Raw genomic sequence first — 16,777 nt, 5'->3', positions numbered from 1 at the left:
CTACTTCTTTTTGGGGCCTGTCGGGGTCCGCGATCCTGTGGCGCTCCTCACGAAACCGGCAGACCGTCCAGCGACGCGGGGCGCGAAAAGGGACTGAACAGGGACTTTCGCCTCTAGCGGTCGGACGTCACTGTTCGGCAACGATGCGCCACTCGCGGCGTGGCGTCTATTGCTTGTAGCTCGAGAGGAAGTTGCCGATCCTTTCGATCGCGACGGACAGATCCCTGGCCCACGGAAGTGTCACGATGCGGAAGTGGTCCGGATCGGGCCAGTTGAAACCGGTGCCCTGCGTGACCAGGATGCGCTCCTGCAGCAGCAGGTCCTGAACGAGTTGCTCGTCGTCGTGGATCTCGTACACCTCGGGGTCGAGGCGGGGGAACGCATAGAGCGCGCCGCGCGGTTTGACGCAACTGACGCCCGGGATCGCATTGAGACGCTCCCACGCGACGTCGCGCTGTTCGAGCAGTCGTCCGCCGGGCAGCACCAGATCGTCGATGCTCTGGTAGCCGCCGAGTGCCACCTGGATGGCGTGCTGAGCCGGTACGTTCGGGCACAGACGCGTCGAGGCGAGCAGGTCGATGCCCTCGAGGAAACCGGCGGCGTGCTCCTTCGGGCCGGTGATGACCATCCATCCCGACCGGTAGCCGGCGACGCGGTACGCCTTCGACAATCCGTTGAACGTGATGCACAGCAGATCGGGGGCGAGCGTCGCCAGCGACACGTGCTTGGAGTCGTCGTAGAGGATCTTGTCGTAGATCTCGTCGGCGAGCAGCAGCAACTGGTGCTTGCGGGCCAGGCGCACGATCTGCTCGAGCACGTCGCGGGAGTACACCGCCCCGGTGGGGTTGTTCGGGTTGATCACCGCGATCGCCTTGGTGCGCTCGGTGATCTTCGACTCCATGTCTTCGATGTCGGGGTTCCAGCCGTTGCTCTCGTCGCACAGGTAGTGGACGGGCGTGCCTCCACCGAGCGAGGTCATCGCAGTCCACAACGGGTAATCGGGTGCGGGGATGAGCACTTCGTCACCGTCGTCGAGCAGTGCCTGCATCGTGATGGTGATGAGTTCGGAGACACCGTTGCCGAGGTAGACGTCGTTGATGTCGAACTTGGGGAAGCCCGGGACCAGTTCGTAGCGCGTGACGATCGCGCGTCGGGCCGGCGCGATGCCCTTGGACTCCGAGTAACCCTGCGCGTGCGGAAGCGACGCGATCATGTCCTGCACGATCGTGTCGGGTGCCTCGAAACCGAAGGGCGCGGGGTTGCCGATGTTGAGCTTGAGGATGCGATTGCCCTCCGCTTCGAGCCGCGCGGCGTGCGCGTGCACGGGCCCACGGATCTCGTACAGCACGTTCTGGAGCTTGGACGACTGCTCCAAACGGCGGCTCATGCGGTGGTGAAGCTGGCCCTGTTCCTCGTTAGTCACGGGTCCATGGTGCCACCGTCCACCAAACGGTTTTCACCCGCGTTTTCCCGACACGCAGAAATAAGACGGGATCCACCGCGCCGAATGTCCGGATCAGTGCGATGATTGGGATTCCAGCAAGGCCGCGCGTCGGGGTGACGGGCGGGAAGATTAGGAGCAAGTGGTATGTCGCAGGGCACTGTCAAGTGGTTCAACGCAGAAAAGGGCTTCGGATTCATCGAGCAGGACGGTGGGGGCGCGGACGTTTTCGTTCACTACTCCGAGATCCAGGGTTCGGGATTCAAGTCGCTCGACGAGGGAGCACGCGTCGAGTTCGAGATCGGCCAGGGTCAGAAGGGCCCGCAGGCCCAGGGCGTGCGCACTATCTGAACGCGCGACTCTGCTGACCGAGCGGCGGCGTCGCATCCGTGGGTGCGGCGCCGTCGCCGTGTCTGCGCTCGGTTGCCATCCGGGTCGTACCGGTTGGTAGGTTCCGTGGACACTGTGTAGCCGATCCGGCGACCCGCGTTGTGGTCGGTGTGCGGTGTAGACAACCGCGGGGGATGGAACCGATAGAGGTGGGAATGAGCGTGGGGAGCGACACCGGGTACGCAAGCCCGGGTGCGCGATGGCGGGATCCGAAGCGCTACCTCTGGTTGTACGGCCTGGCGATGCCGCTGAGTCCGTTTCTCGCCTATCTGCTGGTGCAGCAGTTCGGTCTCGGAGTCTTCTGGGCGGCCGGCGCGATCATCATCGCGGTGATCTGCCCACTGATCGACGCTTTCGCGAAGCTCGATACGAGCAACCCGCCCGAGGCGGTGATGAAGCCGCTCGAAAACGACCGGTACTACCGCTACTGCACCTATCTCTATCTGCCGCTGCAGTACGCCGGTTTCGTGTTCGGGTGCTGGCTGTGGGTGTCGCAACCGATGGGCGGCGCCGAACGGTTCGCACTCGCCGCGACCCTGGGGATCGTCGGCGGAGTCGGAATCAACGCCGCGCACGAACTCGGGCACAAACGCACCTCGATCGAACGCACCCTCGCGAAAGTGGCGCTGGCGCAATCCTTCTACGGCCACTTCTACACCGAGCACAACCACGGGCACCACATCAGGGTCGCGACGCCGGAGGACCCGGCGACCGCGCGTTTCGGTGAAGGTTACTGGCGGTTCCTGCCGCGTTCGGTGTTCGGCAGTCTTCGTTCGGCGGTGCGGTACGAGAAAGCCCGCCTCGGGCGGCGTGGACTGTCGTGGTGGAACGTGCGGCACAACAATGTGCTCAGTGCGTGGTTGATGAGCGTGGCGCTGTACGCGGCGGTGATCGCGGTGTTCGGCTGGTCGATCGCGCCGTGGCTCGTCGTGCAGGCCGCCCTGGCGATCATGTTTCTCGAGGGCGCGAACTACATCGAGCACTACGGGTTGCTGCGCAGGAGCCGTTCCGGTGGCGGGTACGAGCGGGTCGCCCCCGAACACAGCTGGAACAGCAATCACGTCTGCTCGAACGTCTTCCTCTACAACCTTCAGCGACACAGTGACCACCACGCGAACCCGCTGCGGCGCTACCAGACGCTGCGGTCGATGCCGGACGCTCCCCAGCTTCCCGCCGGATACGCGGTGCTGATCATCCTGTCGCTGGTGCCGCCGCTGTGGCGACGGATCATGGATCCGCGATTGTTGGAGCATTACGGCCGAGATTTGTCACGTATCAACATTCACCCACCGAAGAGAGATTTGCTACTTGCGCGATTCTCCGACTGAGCTACATTACGGAACGATCTTGTCCGAATAACAATTCGGGATCGTTTAGTTCACGACGTCGGGAGTCGAGTGAAGCACGAGCGAACGCGCGAGCCGGGGCTCGTCGACGACGCACCGCAGTCCGGATTTCCGCTCTCTTCGGCGCAGCGCGGGATCTGGTTCGCCCAGCACCTACTCGGCGACATCCCGCTCACCATCGCCCAGTACATCGACGTCCACGGTGATCTCGACGTCGACGCGTTCGCCGACGCGGGCGCGGCCACCGGTCGCGAAATCGGCACCGCAATGCTCCGGTTGTTCGAGCACGACGGGCAGCCCTACCAGGTGATCGATCCCGATCTCAACGATCGGGCGACCGTCCTCGACCTGCGTGAGAGCCCCGATCCGGAGGCGGCTGCCCTCGCGTGGATGCGAGCCGAATACCAGACCCCGCTGGACATGCTCGAGGACCGGCTCATCGTGTGCGCGATTCTGCGCATCGCCGACGCCCGGTACTTCGTCTACACGCGGATCCACCACGTCGTGCTGGACGGATTCGGTGCCACGACCTTCAGCAACCGCATCGCCGAGCGGTACACCGCCGCCAAGGAAGGCCGCGAACCCGCGTCGTTCCCCGTCAGTGCGCTCCACGAGATCGTCGAGGACGAGAACCGCTACCGGGAATCCCGCCGTTTCGAGACCGACCGAGGGTATTGGGCCGATCGGGTCCGCGACCTGCCGCATCCGATCGGGCTCTCCGGCCGTGCGGCCCCGGTCGGCCCTCATCCGGTCCGTTACAGCGCACCGCTGCCCGGCGAGGTGTCGGCGTCCGTCGAAAAGGTCGTCGCCCGCGACGAGCAGGCCACCTTCGCAAGTGTGGTCATCGCAGCCTTCGCCGCGTTCCTCGCCCGGGTCACCGGTGAAGCCGACATCGTGCTCAGCTTGCCCGTCTCGGCGCGTACGACCGTCAAGTTGCGCCGCTCCGGCGGCATGGTCTCCAACGTCGTACCGATCCGCGTGTCCGTGGATCCCGCAGACACCGCTCCCGACATCACGATACGTGTGCAACTCGAACTCACCGGAGCACTGCGGCATCAGCGGTACCGGCACGAGGACATGCGACGCGACAACGGAAGAGGCGGTGCCGACCGCGGCTTCTTCGGTCCCGCAGTCAATATCATGATGTTCGGCACCGAGATCCTTCTCGGCGATCTCGTCGGTCGTCTCCACGTGCTCAGCACCGGTCCGGTCGAAGACCTCTCGCTCAACATCTATCCGAGCCAACCCGGCCATCCGGCACACATCGACCTCGAAGCCAACCCGAATCTGTACTCCGGCGACGAATTGCGCTCGCACCACAGTCGATTCGTCGAGTTCCTTGCCGATTTCGCGGAGTGTGACGGCGCGGTGGGCACACTCGACGTGCTGCACGACGACGAACGGGCCACCCTCGTCCCGTTCCGTGGGCGTCCACCGCGCCCGACTCGTCTGATTCCGGAGTTGCTGGCCGAGGGGGTGCGTCGCAATCGCGACGGTGTCGCGGTCCTCGACGGAGACCGGAAGCTGACCTACCGCGACCTCGACGAACGGTCCGACCGGTTCGCGCGGGTCCTGGCCGACGCCGGCGCCGCCCCGGAGACCTACGTGGTGCTCAGCATGGAACGCAGTGCCGAAGCATTGATCGCCCTGTGGGCGGTCGCGAAGACCGGGGCGTCGTTCGTGCCGATCGACCCGGCGTTGCCCGCGGAGCGTCTCGCCTACATGATCCGCGACTCCGGGGCGAGTCTCGCCGTCACCGTGCGCGACCGGATCTCCGGCCTGCCCACCGGTCCGCGCTGGCTCGCGGTCGACGACGAGCACCCCGCCGTGGAGTCGCCGCCCGTCGTTCCGGCGCGACCCGAGCACCCCGCGTACATGATCTACACGTCCGGCTCGACGGGCACGCCGAAGGGTGTGGTGGTCACCCACGCCGGGCTCGCCGCCTTCGAAGCCGAAGCGCGACCCGAACTCGGCCTCACCCCGTCGTCGAGGATGCTGCGCTTCTCGTCGGCGAGTTTCGACGCGTCGATCTTCGAAATGCTGCAGGCCTTCAGCGCGGGAGCGGCGATGGTGATCGCCCCACCGGACGTCCTCGGCGGTGACGACCTCGCCAATCTGCTACGCAGCCGGCGTGTCACTCACATCGTCTCGGCGCCGACGGTACTGACCACCGTCGATCCCACAGGCCTGGACGACCTCGAAGCCGTCGTGGTGGGCGGAGACGTCTGTACTCCCGACCTCGTCGACCGCTTCGGGGTGGTCAGCCGGTTCACCAACAGTTACGGTCCGACCGAGACGACGATCGTCGTCACCGCGGGGGCGCCGCTGAAACCGGGGGGGTCCGATCACGATCGGCCGGCCCCTCGACGGTGTCGTCGCGGTTGTTCTCGACCGCAGGTTGCGTCCTGTGCCCGTCGGGTTCGTCGGTGAGCTGTACATCGGTGGGCCCGGGCTGGCGCGCGGTTACCACGGCCGGCCGGGACAGACGGCAGACAGGTTCGTGGCCAACCCCTTCGAGCCCGGCGGTCGTCTGTACCGCACAGGTGACGACGTGCGCTGGACCGCCGACCACGAACTCGAGTTCCTCGGGCGATCCGACTTCCAGGTGAAGATTCGCGGATTCCGCATCGAACTCGGCGAGATCGACGCGGCACTGCTCGAGCAACCGGGCGTGGATTACGCCGCATCGGTCGTTCACGACACCGGCAGTTCGAGCGTGCCGATCTCGTACGTGCGGATGGAACCGGACCACCGCTTCGACGCCGCAGCCCTCCTCGACGGTGTGGCCCGGATGCTGCCGTCGCACATGGTGCCCGCGGCGATGATGGAACTCGACCACATACCGGTGACATCTGCGGGCAAACTCGACCGTGCGGCGCTGCCGGCACCGCAATTTGCCTCCGCCGAATTCCGCGCTCCGCAGACCGATTCCGGGATCGCCCTCGCCGAACTGGCGGTCGGGTTGCTCGACGTCGAGCGGGTGGGCGTCGACGATTCGTTGTTCGCCCTCGGCGCGGACAGCATCGTGGCGATGCAGTTCGCCGCCCGCGCCAAGGACCTCGGACTGCACCTCACGGCGCGACAGATCTTCGAGCACAAAACGATTGCGGCACTCGCCCGGGTTGCCACGAGCGTGTCCGCGGCCCCTGCCATGGCAGAACTGCCCGGCGGCGGTGCCGGCGAGATCCCGTTGACGCCCATCGTGCGCGAAATACTCGGGCGCGGAGACTTTTCCACATTCGCCCAGGCCGTGCTCGTCACCACGCCCGCGAATCTCACCGACGGCCAGCTTTCCGCGGCACTCGGCGCCGTGCTCGAGCGCCACGACATGCTGCGTTCGGCGATGCGCCACGTGACCTGGGAAGTCTCCGCCGACGCCGCCGACGCCGGCACCCTTGTCACCCGCGTTCCGGTCGCGGGAATCGCGGACATCGACGATCTGATCGAATCTCGTTGCGACAGTGCCGCAGCAGCTTTGGATCCCGCTGCCGGCGTGATGTTGCAGGCCGTGTGGTTCGACGTCGAAGCCCCGGACACGAAGGGCAAACTGCTCCTCGTCGCGCACCACCTCGTCGTCGACGGAGTGTCCTGGCGGGTGCTGCTGCCCGATCTCGCCCAGGCATGGATGCAGGTGGCGGCCGCCCAGGAGCCTGCGCTGCCGGAAGCGGGGACCTCGTTCCGCCGCTGGGCGCACGCACTGCACGACGCCGCGCGCGACGGTATGTTCGCCGACGAACTCGGATATTGGCAGCACACTCTCGCCGATGCACGTCCGCTGTCCGGCGTCGCGCCGCTCGACCCGGCCCTCGACACTCTCGCCGCCACCCGCCGCATCCGTGTCGACGCCGATCCCGCAGTCACCGACGCGGTCCTGACCGCACTGCCGGCGCTCTATCGGAGCGGCGCGGCCGACGGGTTGCTCACCGCTCTCACGCTCGCCGTCGCACGCTGGGACAGCGGTGCCGACAACTCGGGGGTACTACTGACCCTCGAAGGGCACGGCCGTAATCCCGAGGCCGTCGGTCCTGCTGACCTCGCCCGCACCGTCGGATGGTTCACCACCGCCTACCCGGTGCGTCTGTCCGTCCCCGGCGACCTCGACCACGCACCGGACGGCGGATCCGGCGCGGGTGCCGCGATCAAGTCCGTGAAGGAACAACTCGCCGCCGTGCCGAACCACGGCATCGGCTACGGCGTACTGCGGCACCTCGATCGCGAGACCGGCCCGGTGCTCGCCGAACTGCCTGTCGCGCAACTGTCGTTCAATTATCTCGGCCGCCTGACCTCCGGACACATCCCTGTCGAGATTCGTGACATCGGCTGGGTGCCCGACGACGTCGATCTCGATCCCAACCGGGCCTCTGCGCTCGCTGCCGCAGCCGCGATCGATATCAACGCGATGGTGGTCGACGGCCCGAACGGGCCGCATCTGACTGCGTCGTTCGCGTATGTGCCGCGCGTAGTTTCCGCAGAGCACGTCGCCGAACTCGCCGAACTGTGGCTCGACGCTCTCACCGGCCTCGCCGCACACGTCGAGCACGCCGACGCGGGTGGTCTCACTCCGTCCGACCTTCCGCTCGTCTCGGTTCGTCAGCGGCAGATCGAGCAGTGGGAATCGCAATTCACCGCCGTCGAGGACATCTGGCCGCTGCCACCGCTCCAGGCGGGCCTGCTGTTCCACACCCGGCTCGCCGCCGGTTCGCTCGACGTCTACGTCGCGCAATTGAGCCTCGAACTGGGCGGTGCCGTGGACGGAGGCCGACTGCGCGCCGCCGTCGACGCGGTCGTCGCGCGGCACGCCAACCTGCGCACCGCGTTCGTCCACGACGAGACCGGCGACCCGGTGCAGATCGTCCTCGACCGTGTCGAGGTGCCGTGGCGTGAGGTGCACGCCGACGGGTGCTCGGCCGCCGACGTTCTCGACGCCGAGCGGGCGGCACCGTTCGACCCCGCCCGGCCCCCGTTGCTGCGGGCGGTACTCGTCCGCACCGACGACCGCGCGACGCTCGTGCTCACCAACCACCACCTCGTGCTCGACGGCTGGTCGATGCCACTTCTCGTACGAGAGATCCTCACCCACTACATATCCCGGGATGCGCTCACCGAGCCTGTGCCGTACCGGGACTATCTCCGGTGGTGGCGCGAGCAGGACGCCGACCAATCGTTGCGGGCATGGAGCGAGTTGCTCGCCGGCGTCACCGAGCCGACGCTCGTGGCACCGAACGCGGAAGCGTCCTTCGAGGACAACCCCGGCGAGATCGACCTCGACCTGACCGACGAGTTGCTCACCGCCCTCACCGAGCAGTCGCGGGATACCGGGGTCACCGTCAACACGCTCGTCCAGGTCGCGTGGGCACTCGTCCTGGGCCGGATGCTCACGCGTTCGGATGTGGTCTTCGGCGCGACCGTCTCGGGCCGCCCCGCCGAACTGCCCGGTGTCGAGAACATGCTGGGCCTGTTCATCAACACCGTGCCGGTCCGGGTACGGCTCGAGCCCGGCGACACCGTCGCCGACGTGCTTCGCAGCGTGCAGGACACGCAGGTGTCGATGCTCGACCACCATCACGTGGGTCTGGGCAGCATCCAGCAGAACATCGGTGCCGGAACCCTGTTCGACACCCTCACTGTTTTCGAGTCGTACCCCGTCGACCGCGCCGGTTTCGACGAGACCACCGACTTCGCCGGCATGCGCGTCACCGGTATCGACGCCCGTGACGCCACCCACTACCCGCTCACCGTGATGGCCATCCTGGAACCGCGGTTGCGGCTGAGCGTGCGCTACCGCACCGACCTGTTCGACCGCGCCACCGTGGAGCGCATCGCGCGGCGACTCGTCGGAGTGCTCGAGACCGTGGCGACCCGGCCCGACACGCGGGTCGGGGACGTCGACGTCTTCCTGCCCGGCGAACGAGACACCGTCGCCGGATTCGAACGCGGCCCCGAGCGGGACCTGCCGCTCGCGACACTCGTGGATCTTGTTGCGCACCGAACGCAGCGGACACCGGACGCGCGCGCCGTCCTCGTCGAGGGCGTTCCTGCTCTGTCCTATTCGGAATTCGCGTCGCGGGTCAACCGCCTCGCGCGTGCTCTCGTCGCCGACGGTATCGGCCCCGGTGACCTGGTGGGCGTCGCGATGCCGCGGTCGCTCGACCAGTTCACCGCGATTCACGCCGTCGTCACCACCGGTGCCGCGTACGTGCCGATCGACCCCGAACAACCGGCGGCGCGAACCGCTCACGTGCTCGATACGGCTGCCCCGGCCCGGGTGCTCTCCGCTCTGCCGGACACGGCCGGGTTCTCCGACGCGCCGCTCACCGATCTCGACCGCCGTGCGGCTCCACCCCGACGACCTGGCGTACGTGCTGTTCACGTCCGGGTCCACCGGACGCCCCAAGGGCGTGGCCATCTCGCACCGCAGCATCGTCAACCGTCTGCTGTGGATGCAGGACACCTATCCGCTCACGGTCGACGACGTGGTGCTGCAGAAGACTCCCGCGACCTTCGACGTGTCGGTGTGGGAGCTGTTCTGGCCGTTGCTCACCGGCGCCTCGGTGGTGCTCGCGAGCCCGGACGGGCACCGCGACCCGCGCTACCTCTCCCGCATCATCGACGAATACGACGTCACGACATTGCATTTCGTGCCGTCCATGCTCGAGGTCTTCCTCGCGGGTGCCGATCTCGGGCGTTGCGGCAGCATCCGGCAGGTGTTCACCAGCGGGGAGGCACTGCCCGCCACCACCGTCGCACGGTTCGCCGACAGCGTCGGCGCGGCACTCCACAACCTCTACGGACCGACGGAAGCCGCGGTCGACGTCACCGCCCATCCGACGGTCGCCGGGGAGAACCCGGTGCCCATCGGAGCGCCCGTCTGGAATACGACTGTGCGCGTGCTGGACTCGCGGCTGCAGCCGGTTCCGGTGGGTGTCGAGGGTGAGCTGTATCTCGGGGGAGTGCAACTCGCTCGCGGATACCACGCGGCACCCGGGCTGACGGCAGGGCGATTCGTCGCCGACCCGTCCGGCCCAGCGCGTCTCTACCGCACCGGTGACGTGGTGCGGTGGCGCACCGACGGTGTCCTCGAGTACGTGGGTCGCAGCGACTTCCAGGTGAAACTCCGGGGCCAGCGCATCGAACTCGGAGAAATCGAGTCCGCGCTGCTCGAACACGACGCCGTCGCACAGGCGGTGGTCGCGCTGCATCGCGACAACGCCGCCGGGGAACACCTCGTCGCGTACGTGGTCGGTGCCGTGGACAGCGAGACTGTCCTCGCGCACGCCGCAGCGCGCCTCCCGCGTCACATGGTTCCCACCGTCGCGATGGTGCTCGAAGCGCTGCCGGTGACCTCCAACGGCAAGCTCGACCGCAAAGCCCTTCCCGCACCGGAATTCGGCTCCGGTGCCGAGTATGTCGCCCCGGCGACCGCGACCGAGGAGACGGTGGCGGCGATCGTGGCCGACGTGCTGGGACGCGACGGCCTCGGCGCGACGGCGAACTTCTTCGACCTCGGCGGTAACTCGCTGACCGCGACCAGGCTGCTCGCCCGGCTCGACGACACCTTCGGTACCCGGCTGCAGATCCGCGATCTGTTCGACAACGCCACGGTGGGCGGCCTGTCCACCCTTATCGACAGACAGCAGGATCGGCAGGTGGGCCCGGCGCTCGTCGCAGGACCGCGCCCCGAGCACATCCCGCTCTCACCGGCGCAGGCGCGCATGTGGTTCGTCAACCGCTTCGACCCCGGATCGGGTGCCTACAACGTGGCGGTCGCGTTACGACTGACCGGCACGCTCGACATCGACGCGCTGCGCAGTGCCGTCACCGGCATCGTCGACCGGCACGAGACGCTGCGCACCCTTTACCCGGACCACGGCGACGGTCCCCGCCAGGAGATCCTGTCGGTCGCCGCCGCGCTCGACGCACTACCGCTGACCGTCGAGGACGTGCACGGCACGCTCGACGAGCCGCTGCTCGAGGTCGTCGCCCGCGGCTTCGACGTCACCCGCGAGATCCCCCTCGCACTCGAGGTCCTCCGCGAAGATGCCGACCGGCACGTTCTCGCTCTCGTGGTGCACCACATCGCGATCGACGGCTGGTCGATGCAAGTCCTCGCCCGCGATCTGGTCGCCGCCTACGGTGCCCGCAGCGCCGGTGCCGCACCGGCGTGGGAGCCGTTGCCGGTCGGGTACGCCGACTACGCACTGTGGCAGCAAGGACTTCTCGGCAGCACCGCCGACTCCGACTCGGTGGCGGCCCGTCAACTGGCGTTCTGGCGAGACGCCCTCGCGGGTGCCCCCGAGGTCCTGGACCTGCGTGCCGACCACCGTCGACCGGCGGTCCCCTCGTTCCGGGGCGGCACGGTCACCGTCGACGTGTCCGCGCCGGTGTATGCCCGCGCGGCAGAACTGGCGAGAGAACACGACGCGTCGCTGTTCATGGTGCTGCACAGCGCCCTTGCGGTACTGCTCGCCCGGACCAGCGGAACCTACGACGTCACCGTCGGCACGCCGGTCGCCGGTCGCGGCCGTCGCGACCTCGACGACGTGGTGGGCATGTTCGTCAATACCCTTCCGTTGCGCACCCGGTTCGACGCCTCGCTCTCGTTCGCCGCGGTCCTGACCGCGGTGCGCGACAACAATCTTGCCGCGTACTCCCACGCCGATCTCCCGTTCGAGCAACTCGTCGAGGCAGTCGCTCCGGCGCGCTCGACGTCGCACCAACCGCTGTTCCAGACGGTGCTCGCACTCGACGTACCGCAGCCCGGTGCGGTGACGCTGCCCGGTCTCGACATCGAGGTGCTGCCGGTCGATTTCGGAGTCGCCAAGTTCGATCTCGAATTCGCAGTCACCGAGCACGAGCGGCATGCGACCGTCACGCTGACCTTTGCCCGCGACCTGTTCGAAGACGCCACTGCCGCAATGCTGGTCGACCGTTACGTGCGGGTGCTGGGGTCGGCCGTCGCACAGGCGCCGCGTTCCTGCCTGTCGACCCGACGTATCCGGCGGCTCGCATCGCGCACATGCTCACCGACTCCGGCGTCCGGCTCGGCCTCACCACCGACGCACACCGCAACGCCCTGCCCGACGACGTGCGGTGGCTCGACGCCGCCGCGCAGACCGACGACGACCGGCCCGTCCCCGCGCGCGAGCCACACCCCGACCACCCCGCTTACCTGATCTACACCTCCGGTTCCACAGGCGTGCCCAAAGGCGTGGTCGTCACCCACCGCGGCCTCGCGGCGTTCGTCGCCGAGCAGCAACGCCACTACGGCGTCCGGCCCGGTGACCGCGTCGCGGCATTCGCGTCACCCAGTTTCGACGCATCGCTGCTCGAACTGCTGATGGCGATCGGTGGAGGAGCGACGCTCGTGCTCGTCCCCACCGGAATCTACGGCGGCACCGAACTCGAGACGGTGCTCGCCGGCACCGGCGTGACCCATCTGTTCCTCACCCCCGCGGCGCTGGCGACACTCGATCCCGCGACGTTGCCCCACGTCCGTGTGGTCGTCGTCGGCGGCGAAGCATGCGGGACCGTCGCTCGTGACACGGTGGGCGCCGGGACGCGCGATGTTCAACGCCTACGGCCCTACCGAGTCGACCATCATGGCAACGCATTTCGGCCCGATGACGCCGGGAGAACCGGTGCGCATCGGGCGTGCCGTCCTCGGCACGTCCGCAATGGTTCTCGACGACCGGTTGCAGCCGGTGCCCACCGGAGTGCCGGGCGAACTGTACGTATCCGGCGCGGGTCTCGCGCGGGGCTATCACGATCGCGCGGAGCTCACCGCAACTCGGTTCGTCGCCGATCCGATCGGGCGCGGACTCATGTACCGGACGGGTGACCGCGTCCGGAAGACCGCAGACGGAACACTGGAATACCTGGGACGCAACGACTTCCAGGTGAAGGTCCGCGGCCACCGAATCGAGCTGTCCGAAATCGACGCCGTCCTGTCCGGGCATCCGTCCGTCGACGCCGCGGTGAGCTGTACCTGTCCGGAGCCGGGCTCGCCCGCGGTTACCACCGCCGCCCGGAACTCACCGCGGCACGCTTCGTCGCCAACCCCTACACCGGCGGATCGATGTACCGGACAGGGGATCTGGTGCGTCGCACCGCCGCCGGGGAGCTCGACTTCGTCGGGCGACGCGACGCCCAGGTGCAGGTGCGCGGACTGCGCATCGAACTCGGCGAGATCGAAGCCGTCCTCACCCGCACCGACGGGGTCGCGCAGGCCGTCGTCGTGCTGCACAGCGACACCCGAACCGGCGACCGGATCATCGGGTACGTCGTTCCCGCCGAGGGCAACACCGCAGACCCGCAGTTGCTCCGCGACCGGATCGCGGACGAACTGCCGTCGTACATGGTGCCCGCGCAGATACTCGTCCTCGATGCGCTGCCGATCACCGCGAACGGCAAGCTCGACCGGAAAGCGCTGCCCGTGCCGGGCTTCGAAGCGACGGTTTTCCGCGCGCCGGAGGATTCCGTCCAGCAGACCGTCGCCACCGTCTACGCCGAATTGCTCGGCATCGGGCGCGTCGGTCTCGACGACGACTTCTTCGCCCTCGGAGGTAATTCCCTCAGTGCCACGCAGTTGGCCGCACGCCTCGGCGCCGCACTCGACACGACCGTGCCGGTGCGCGCCGTTTTCGAGGACCCCACCGTTGTGGCGCTCGCGGAGGCCGTGGCACCGACCGTTGGCGCCGGTGCGCGGCCCGCGCTCACGGCCGGTCCACGCCCCGAGCGCGTTCCGCTGTCGCTCGCACAGCAGCGGCTGTGGTTCCTCAACCGATTCGATCCGGCTTCCGCCACCTACAACGTCCCGGCAGCGCTCCGGCTGTCGGGCGACCTCGACGTCACCGCGCTGCAGGCAGCGCTCGAGGATGTGCTGGCGCGACACGAGGTGCTGCGGACGGTGTACCCCGAGGTCGAGGGCTCGGGCATCCAGCAGGTGCTCGCACCCTCCGAGGTGGAGGCGGACCTGACGCCCGTACCGGTCGATGTGGACGAGGTGGCCGCGGTGGTCGCCGAATTCGTCGCGGCTGGTTTCGATGTGACCGCCGAGGTACCGATCCGGGTGCGGTTGTTCCGGCCCGGACCCGCGGAGTTCGTTCTCGTCTTCGTGCTCCACCACATCGCCGGTGACGGATTCTCGATGGGCCCGCTCACCCGGGACGTGATGACGGCGTATGTGTCGCGGGTCGAGGGCAACCCGCCCGCGTGGGCACCCCTGCCGTTGCAGTACGCGGACTACGCGCTGTGGCAGCGGACGGTGCTCGGATCCGAAGACGATCCCGGCAGCATCATGGCAAAGCAGATCGCCTACTGGACCGAGACTCTGGCGTCCCTGCCGGATCAGCTCGAACTTCCGTGGGATCGACCACGCCCCCAGGTGGCGTCGCACCGAGGCGCGTCGCACGCGGTGACGCTCGACGGGACACTCCACGCCGCGCTGCTCGCGCTCGCCGGAACCCACCGGGCGACGTTGTTCATGGTGCTGCACAGCGCGACGGCGGTGGCGCTCTCGCGGCTCAGCGGCTCGTCCGACATCGCACTCGGCACTCCGGTCGCGGGTCGTGGCGACGCCGCCCTCGACGACCTCGTCGGCATGTTCGTCAACACCCTGGTGCTGCGTACCGCAGTCGATCCCGGAATGCCGTTCACCGACCTGCTCCGATCTGTCCGCGAGGTCGATCTGCACGCCTTCGCGCACGCCGACGTGCCGTTCGAGAGGCTGGTCGAGGTGCTGGCACCCCCGCGGTCGCAGGCACGCAACCCGCTGTTCCAGGTCATGCTGACACTCCAGAACATGCAAGCCGGCGACTTCCGTCTGGGCGACGTCCGGATAGAGCCCGTCGAAGCTCCCCTCGACCGGGCGATGTTCGATCTCCAGATCACCGCACACGAAGCGTTCTCCGAGACGGGGGACCCTGCGGGCATCGCCATGACGTGGACCTATGCCACAGACCTGTTCGACGAAACCACGGTCGTCGCCATCGCTGATCGCGTCGTCCGGATCCTCGGCGCGGTGGCGCACCATCCGGCGACGCCGGTCGGCGATCTGGACTGGCTGGCACCGGACGAGCATTCGTTGCTTCGGGCACTCGGCCTGCCGAGTGTGCGCACCCAGGCCGGGTTCGCCACTCTTCCGGAGTGGCTCGACGCACAGGCTGTGCAGTCTCGGGACGCGGTCGCGGTGACGGACGGCACGGTGTCGTACACCTACGCCGAGTTCGCGTCGCGGGTGAACCGTCTTGCGCGACACCTCGTGTCGCTGGGCATCGGGCCGGATGCGAGCGTCGCGGTCGCGATGGAACGTTCGATCGACGCCGTGATCGCCGTCCACGCGGTGATTGCCGCCGGTGGTGCATATGTTCCTCTCGATCCCGGGCAACCGGCCGAACGGACCTCGTACGTGCTCGACCTCGCAGATCCGGTGCTCGTGCTGTCGTCGGGGAGTCCCGATGCCTACGGCGACCGCACCGTGGTGGACCTCGGCACCGTCGATCCGTCCGGCGTCTCGGACGCACCGATCGGAGACCACGAACGACGCGCGCCGCTACACGCGGACAACGCCGCGTACCTCATCTCCACGTCGGGCTCGACGGGCCGGCCCAAGGGCGTGACGGTGTCGCACGCATCGGTGGTGAACCAGTTGAGCTGGCTGCAGGAGGAATTCCGAACGGACGGCGACGACACGGTGCTGCTCAAGACGCCGCTGACGTTCGACGCCTCGGTGTGGGAGTTGTTCTGGCCCTTGCACACGGGAGCGCGACTGGCCGTCGCTGCGCCGGACGGACATCGGGATCCCGACTACCTTGCGCGCGCGTTGGTGGAGTTCGAGGTCACGGTCGCACAGTTCGTGCCGACCGTCCTCGACGCGGTGCTCGACGTGGCGGATGCTCCGACGCCGGCGTTGCGGTTGGTGTTCACCGGCGGGGAGGCGCTGGCCGGTACGACAGCGCAGCGCGCGCGAAGCCTGTTCGGGTGCGACGTCCACAACCTGTACGGGCCCACCGAGACCACGATGCAGGCCACCCACCATCCAGGCAGCGCCGTCGACGACGGGCTACCCGTCCCCATCGGTACACCCGTATGGAACACCGGGGCGTGGGTGCTCGACACCCGCCTCCACCCGGTACCGGTCGGCGTGGTGGGCGAACTCTATCTTTCGGGTGCGCAGCTCGCCCGCGGATACGCGCGTCGGGCAGACATTACGGCCGACCGGTTCGTGGCGAACCCGTTCGACGCTCCCGGAACCCGGCTGTACCGGACGGGCGATCTGGTGCGACGGAATCACCGGGGTGAACTCGAGTTCCTCGGCCGCAACGACTTTCAGGTCAAGTTGCGAGGACAACGCATCGAGCTCGGAGAGATCGAATCGGTGTTGCGGGCGAGCGAACGGGTAGCCGCCGGGGCCGTGGTGGCCTGGCCCGATCAACTCGTCGGCTATGTCGTCCCCACCGGTGAGCCGGATGTGCAGCAGTTGCGTGCTGCAATGGGGAAGTCCCTGCCGTCCTACATGGTTCCGTCACAGTTCGTCGTGCTGGAATCGCTGCCGATGACGCCGAACGGAAAACTCGATCGAAAGGCGCTGTAGCAACCCGAG

5 protein-coding genes and 3 pseudogenes are annotated in these 16,777 nt (G+C 67.9%); 7 read left to right on the top strand and 1 reads right to left on the bottom strand.

What is annotated here, in order from left to right:
- Positions 1-166 precede the first annotated feature (166 nt).
- Entirely contained in the window at positions 167-1,387 is a 1,221-nt protein-coding gene (locus AC0B44_RS09735; protein ID WP_471902707.1) for a pyridoxal phosphate-dependent aminotransferase, read from the bottom strand.
- Between the two features lie 201 nt (positions 1,388-1,588).
- Between AC0B44_RS09735 and AC0B44_RS09730 the strand changes: the two genes are divergently transcribed.
- From AC0B44_RS09730 to AC0B44_RS09700, 7 genes and pseudogenes are all read left to right on the top strand, one after another.
- On the top strand, positions 1,589-1,792 hold the full coding sequence (locus tag AC0B44_RS09730) for a cold-shock protein (protein WP_471902688.1): 204 nt from the start codon (positions 1,589-1,591) through the stop codon (positions 1,790-1,792).
- Between the two features lie 194 nt (positions 1,793-1,986).
- On the top strand, positions 1,987-3,159 hold the full coding sequence (locus tag AC0B44_RS09725; protein WP_471902687.1) for an alkane 1-monooxygenase: 1,173 nt from the start codon (positions 1,987-1,989) through the stop codon (positions 3,157-3,159).
- 69 nt (positions 3,160-3,228) lie between these two features.
- Positions 3,229-5,607 (top strand): AMP-binding protein, encoded by a 2,379-nt coding sequence (locus AC0B44_RS09720; protein ID WP_471902686.1) that lies wholly within the window; start codon positions 3,229-3,231, stop codon positions 5,605-5,607.
- Positions 5,585-7,729, top strand: a pseudogene (locus AC0B44_RS09715) (condensation domain-containing protein); the annotation flags it as partial. The gene AC0B44_RS09720 and the pseudogene AC0B44_RS09715, both read left to right, overlap by 23 nt.
- Before the next feature lie 48 nt (positions 7,730-7,777).
- A pseudogene (locus tag AC0B44_RS09710) lies at positions 7,778-12,080 on the top strand (amino acid adenylation domain-containing protein); the annotation flags it as partial.
- 53 nt (positions 12,081-12,133) lie between these two features.
- Positions 12,134-13,157 (top strand): annotated as a pseudogene (locus AC0B44_RS09705) (amino acid adenylation domain-containing protein); the annotation flags it as partial.
- 95 nt (positions 13,158-13,252) lie between these two features.
- On the top strand, positions 13,253-16,768 hold the full coding sequence (locus AC0B44_RS09700) for an amino acid adenylation domain-containing protein (protein ID WP_471902685.1): 3,516 nt from the start codon (positions 13,253-13,255) through the stop codon (positions 16,766-16,768).
- Positions 16,769-16,777: the final 9 nt, after the last annotated feature.

It is taken from the genome of Rhodococcus sp. NPDC019050 (genome assembly GCF_055664235.1).
This window is presented reverse-complemented; position numbering and strand designations above follow the sequence as displayed.

Bases quoted from the DNA above. Each gene is read 5' to 3' on its own strand.
- AC0B44_RS09730 (WP_471902688.1), top strand. From the start codon at position 1,589: ATGTCGCAGGGCACTGTCAAGTGGTTCAACGCAGAAAAGGGCTTCGGA.
- AC0B44_RS09700 (WP_471902685.1), top strand. From the start codon at position 13,253: ATGTACCGGACAGGGGATCTGGTGCGTCGCACCGCCGCCGGGGAGCTC.
- AC0B44_RS09735 (WP_471902707.1), bottom strand. From the start codon at position 1,387: ATGAGCCGCCGTTTGGAGCAGTCGTCCAAGCTCCAGAACGTGCTGTAC.
- AC0B44_RS09725 (WP_471902687.1), top strand. From the start codon at position 1,987: ATGAGCGTGGGGAGCGACACCGGGTACGCAAGCCCGGGTGCGCGATGG.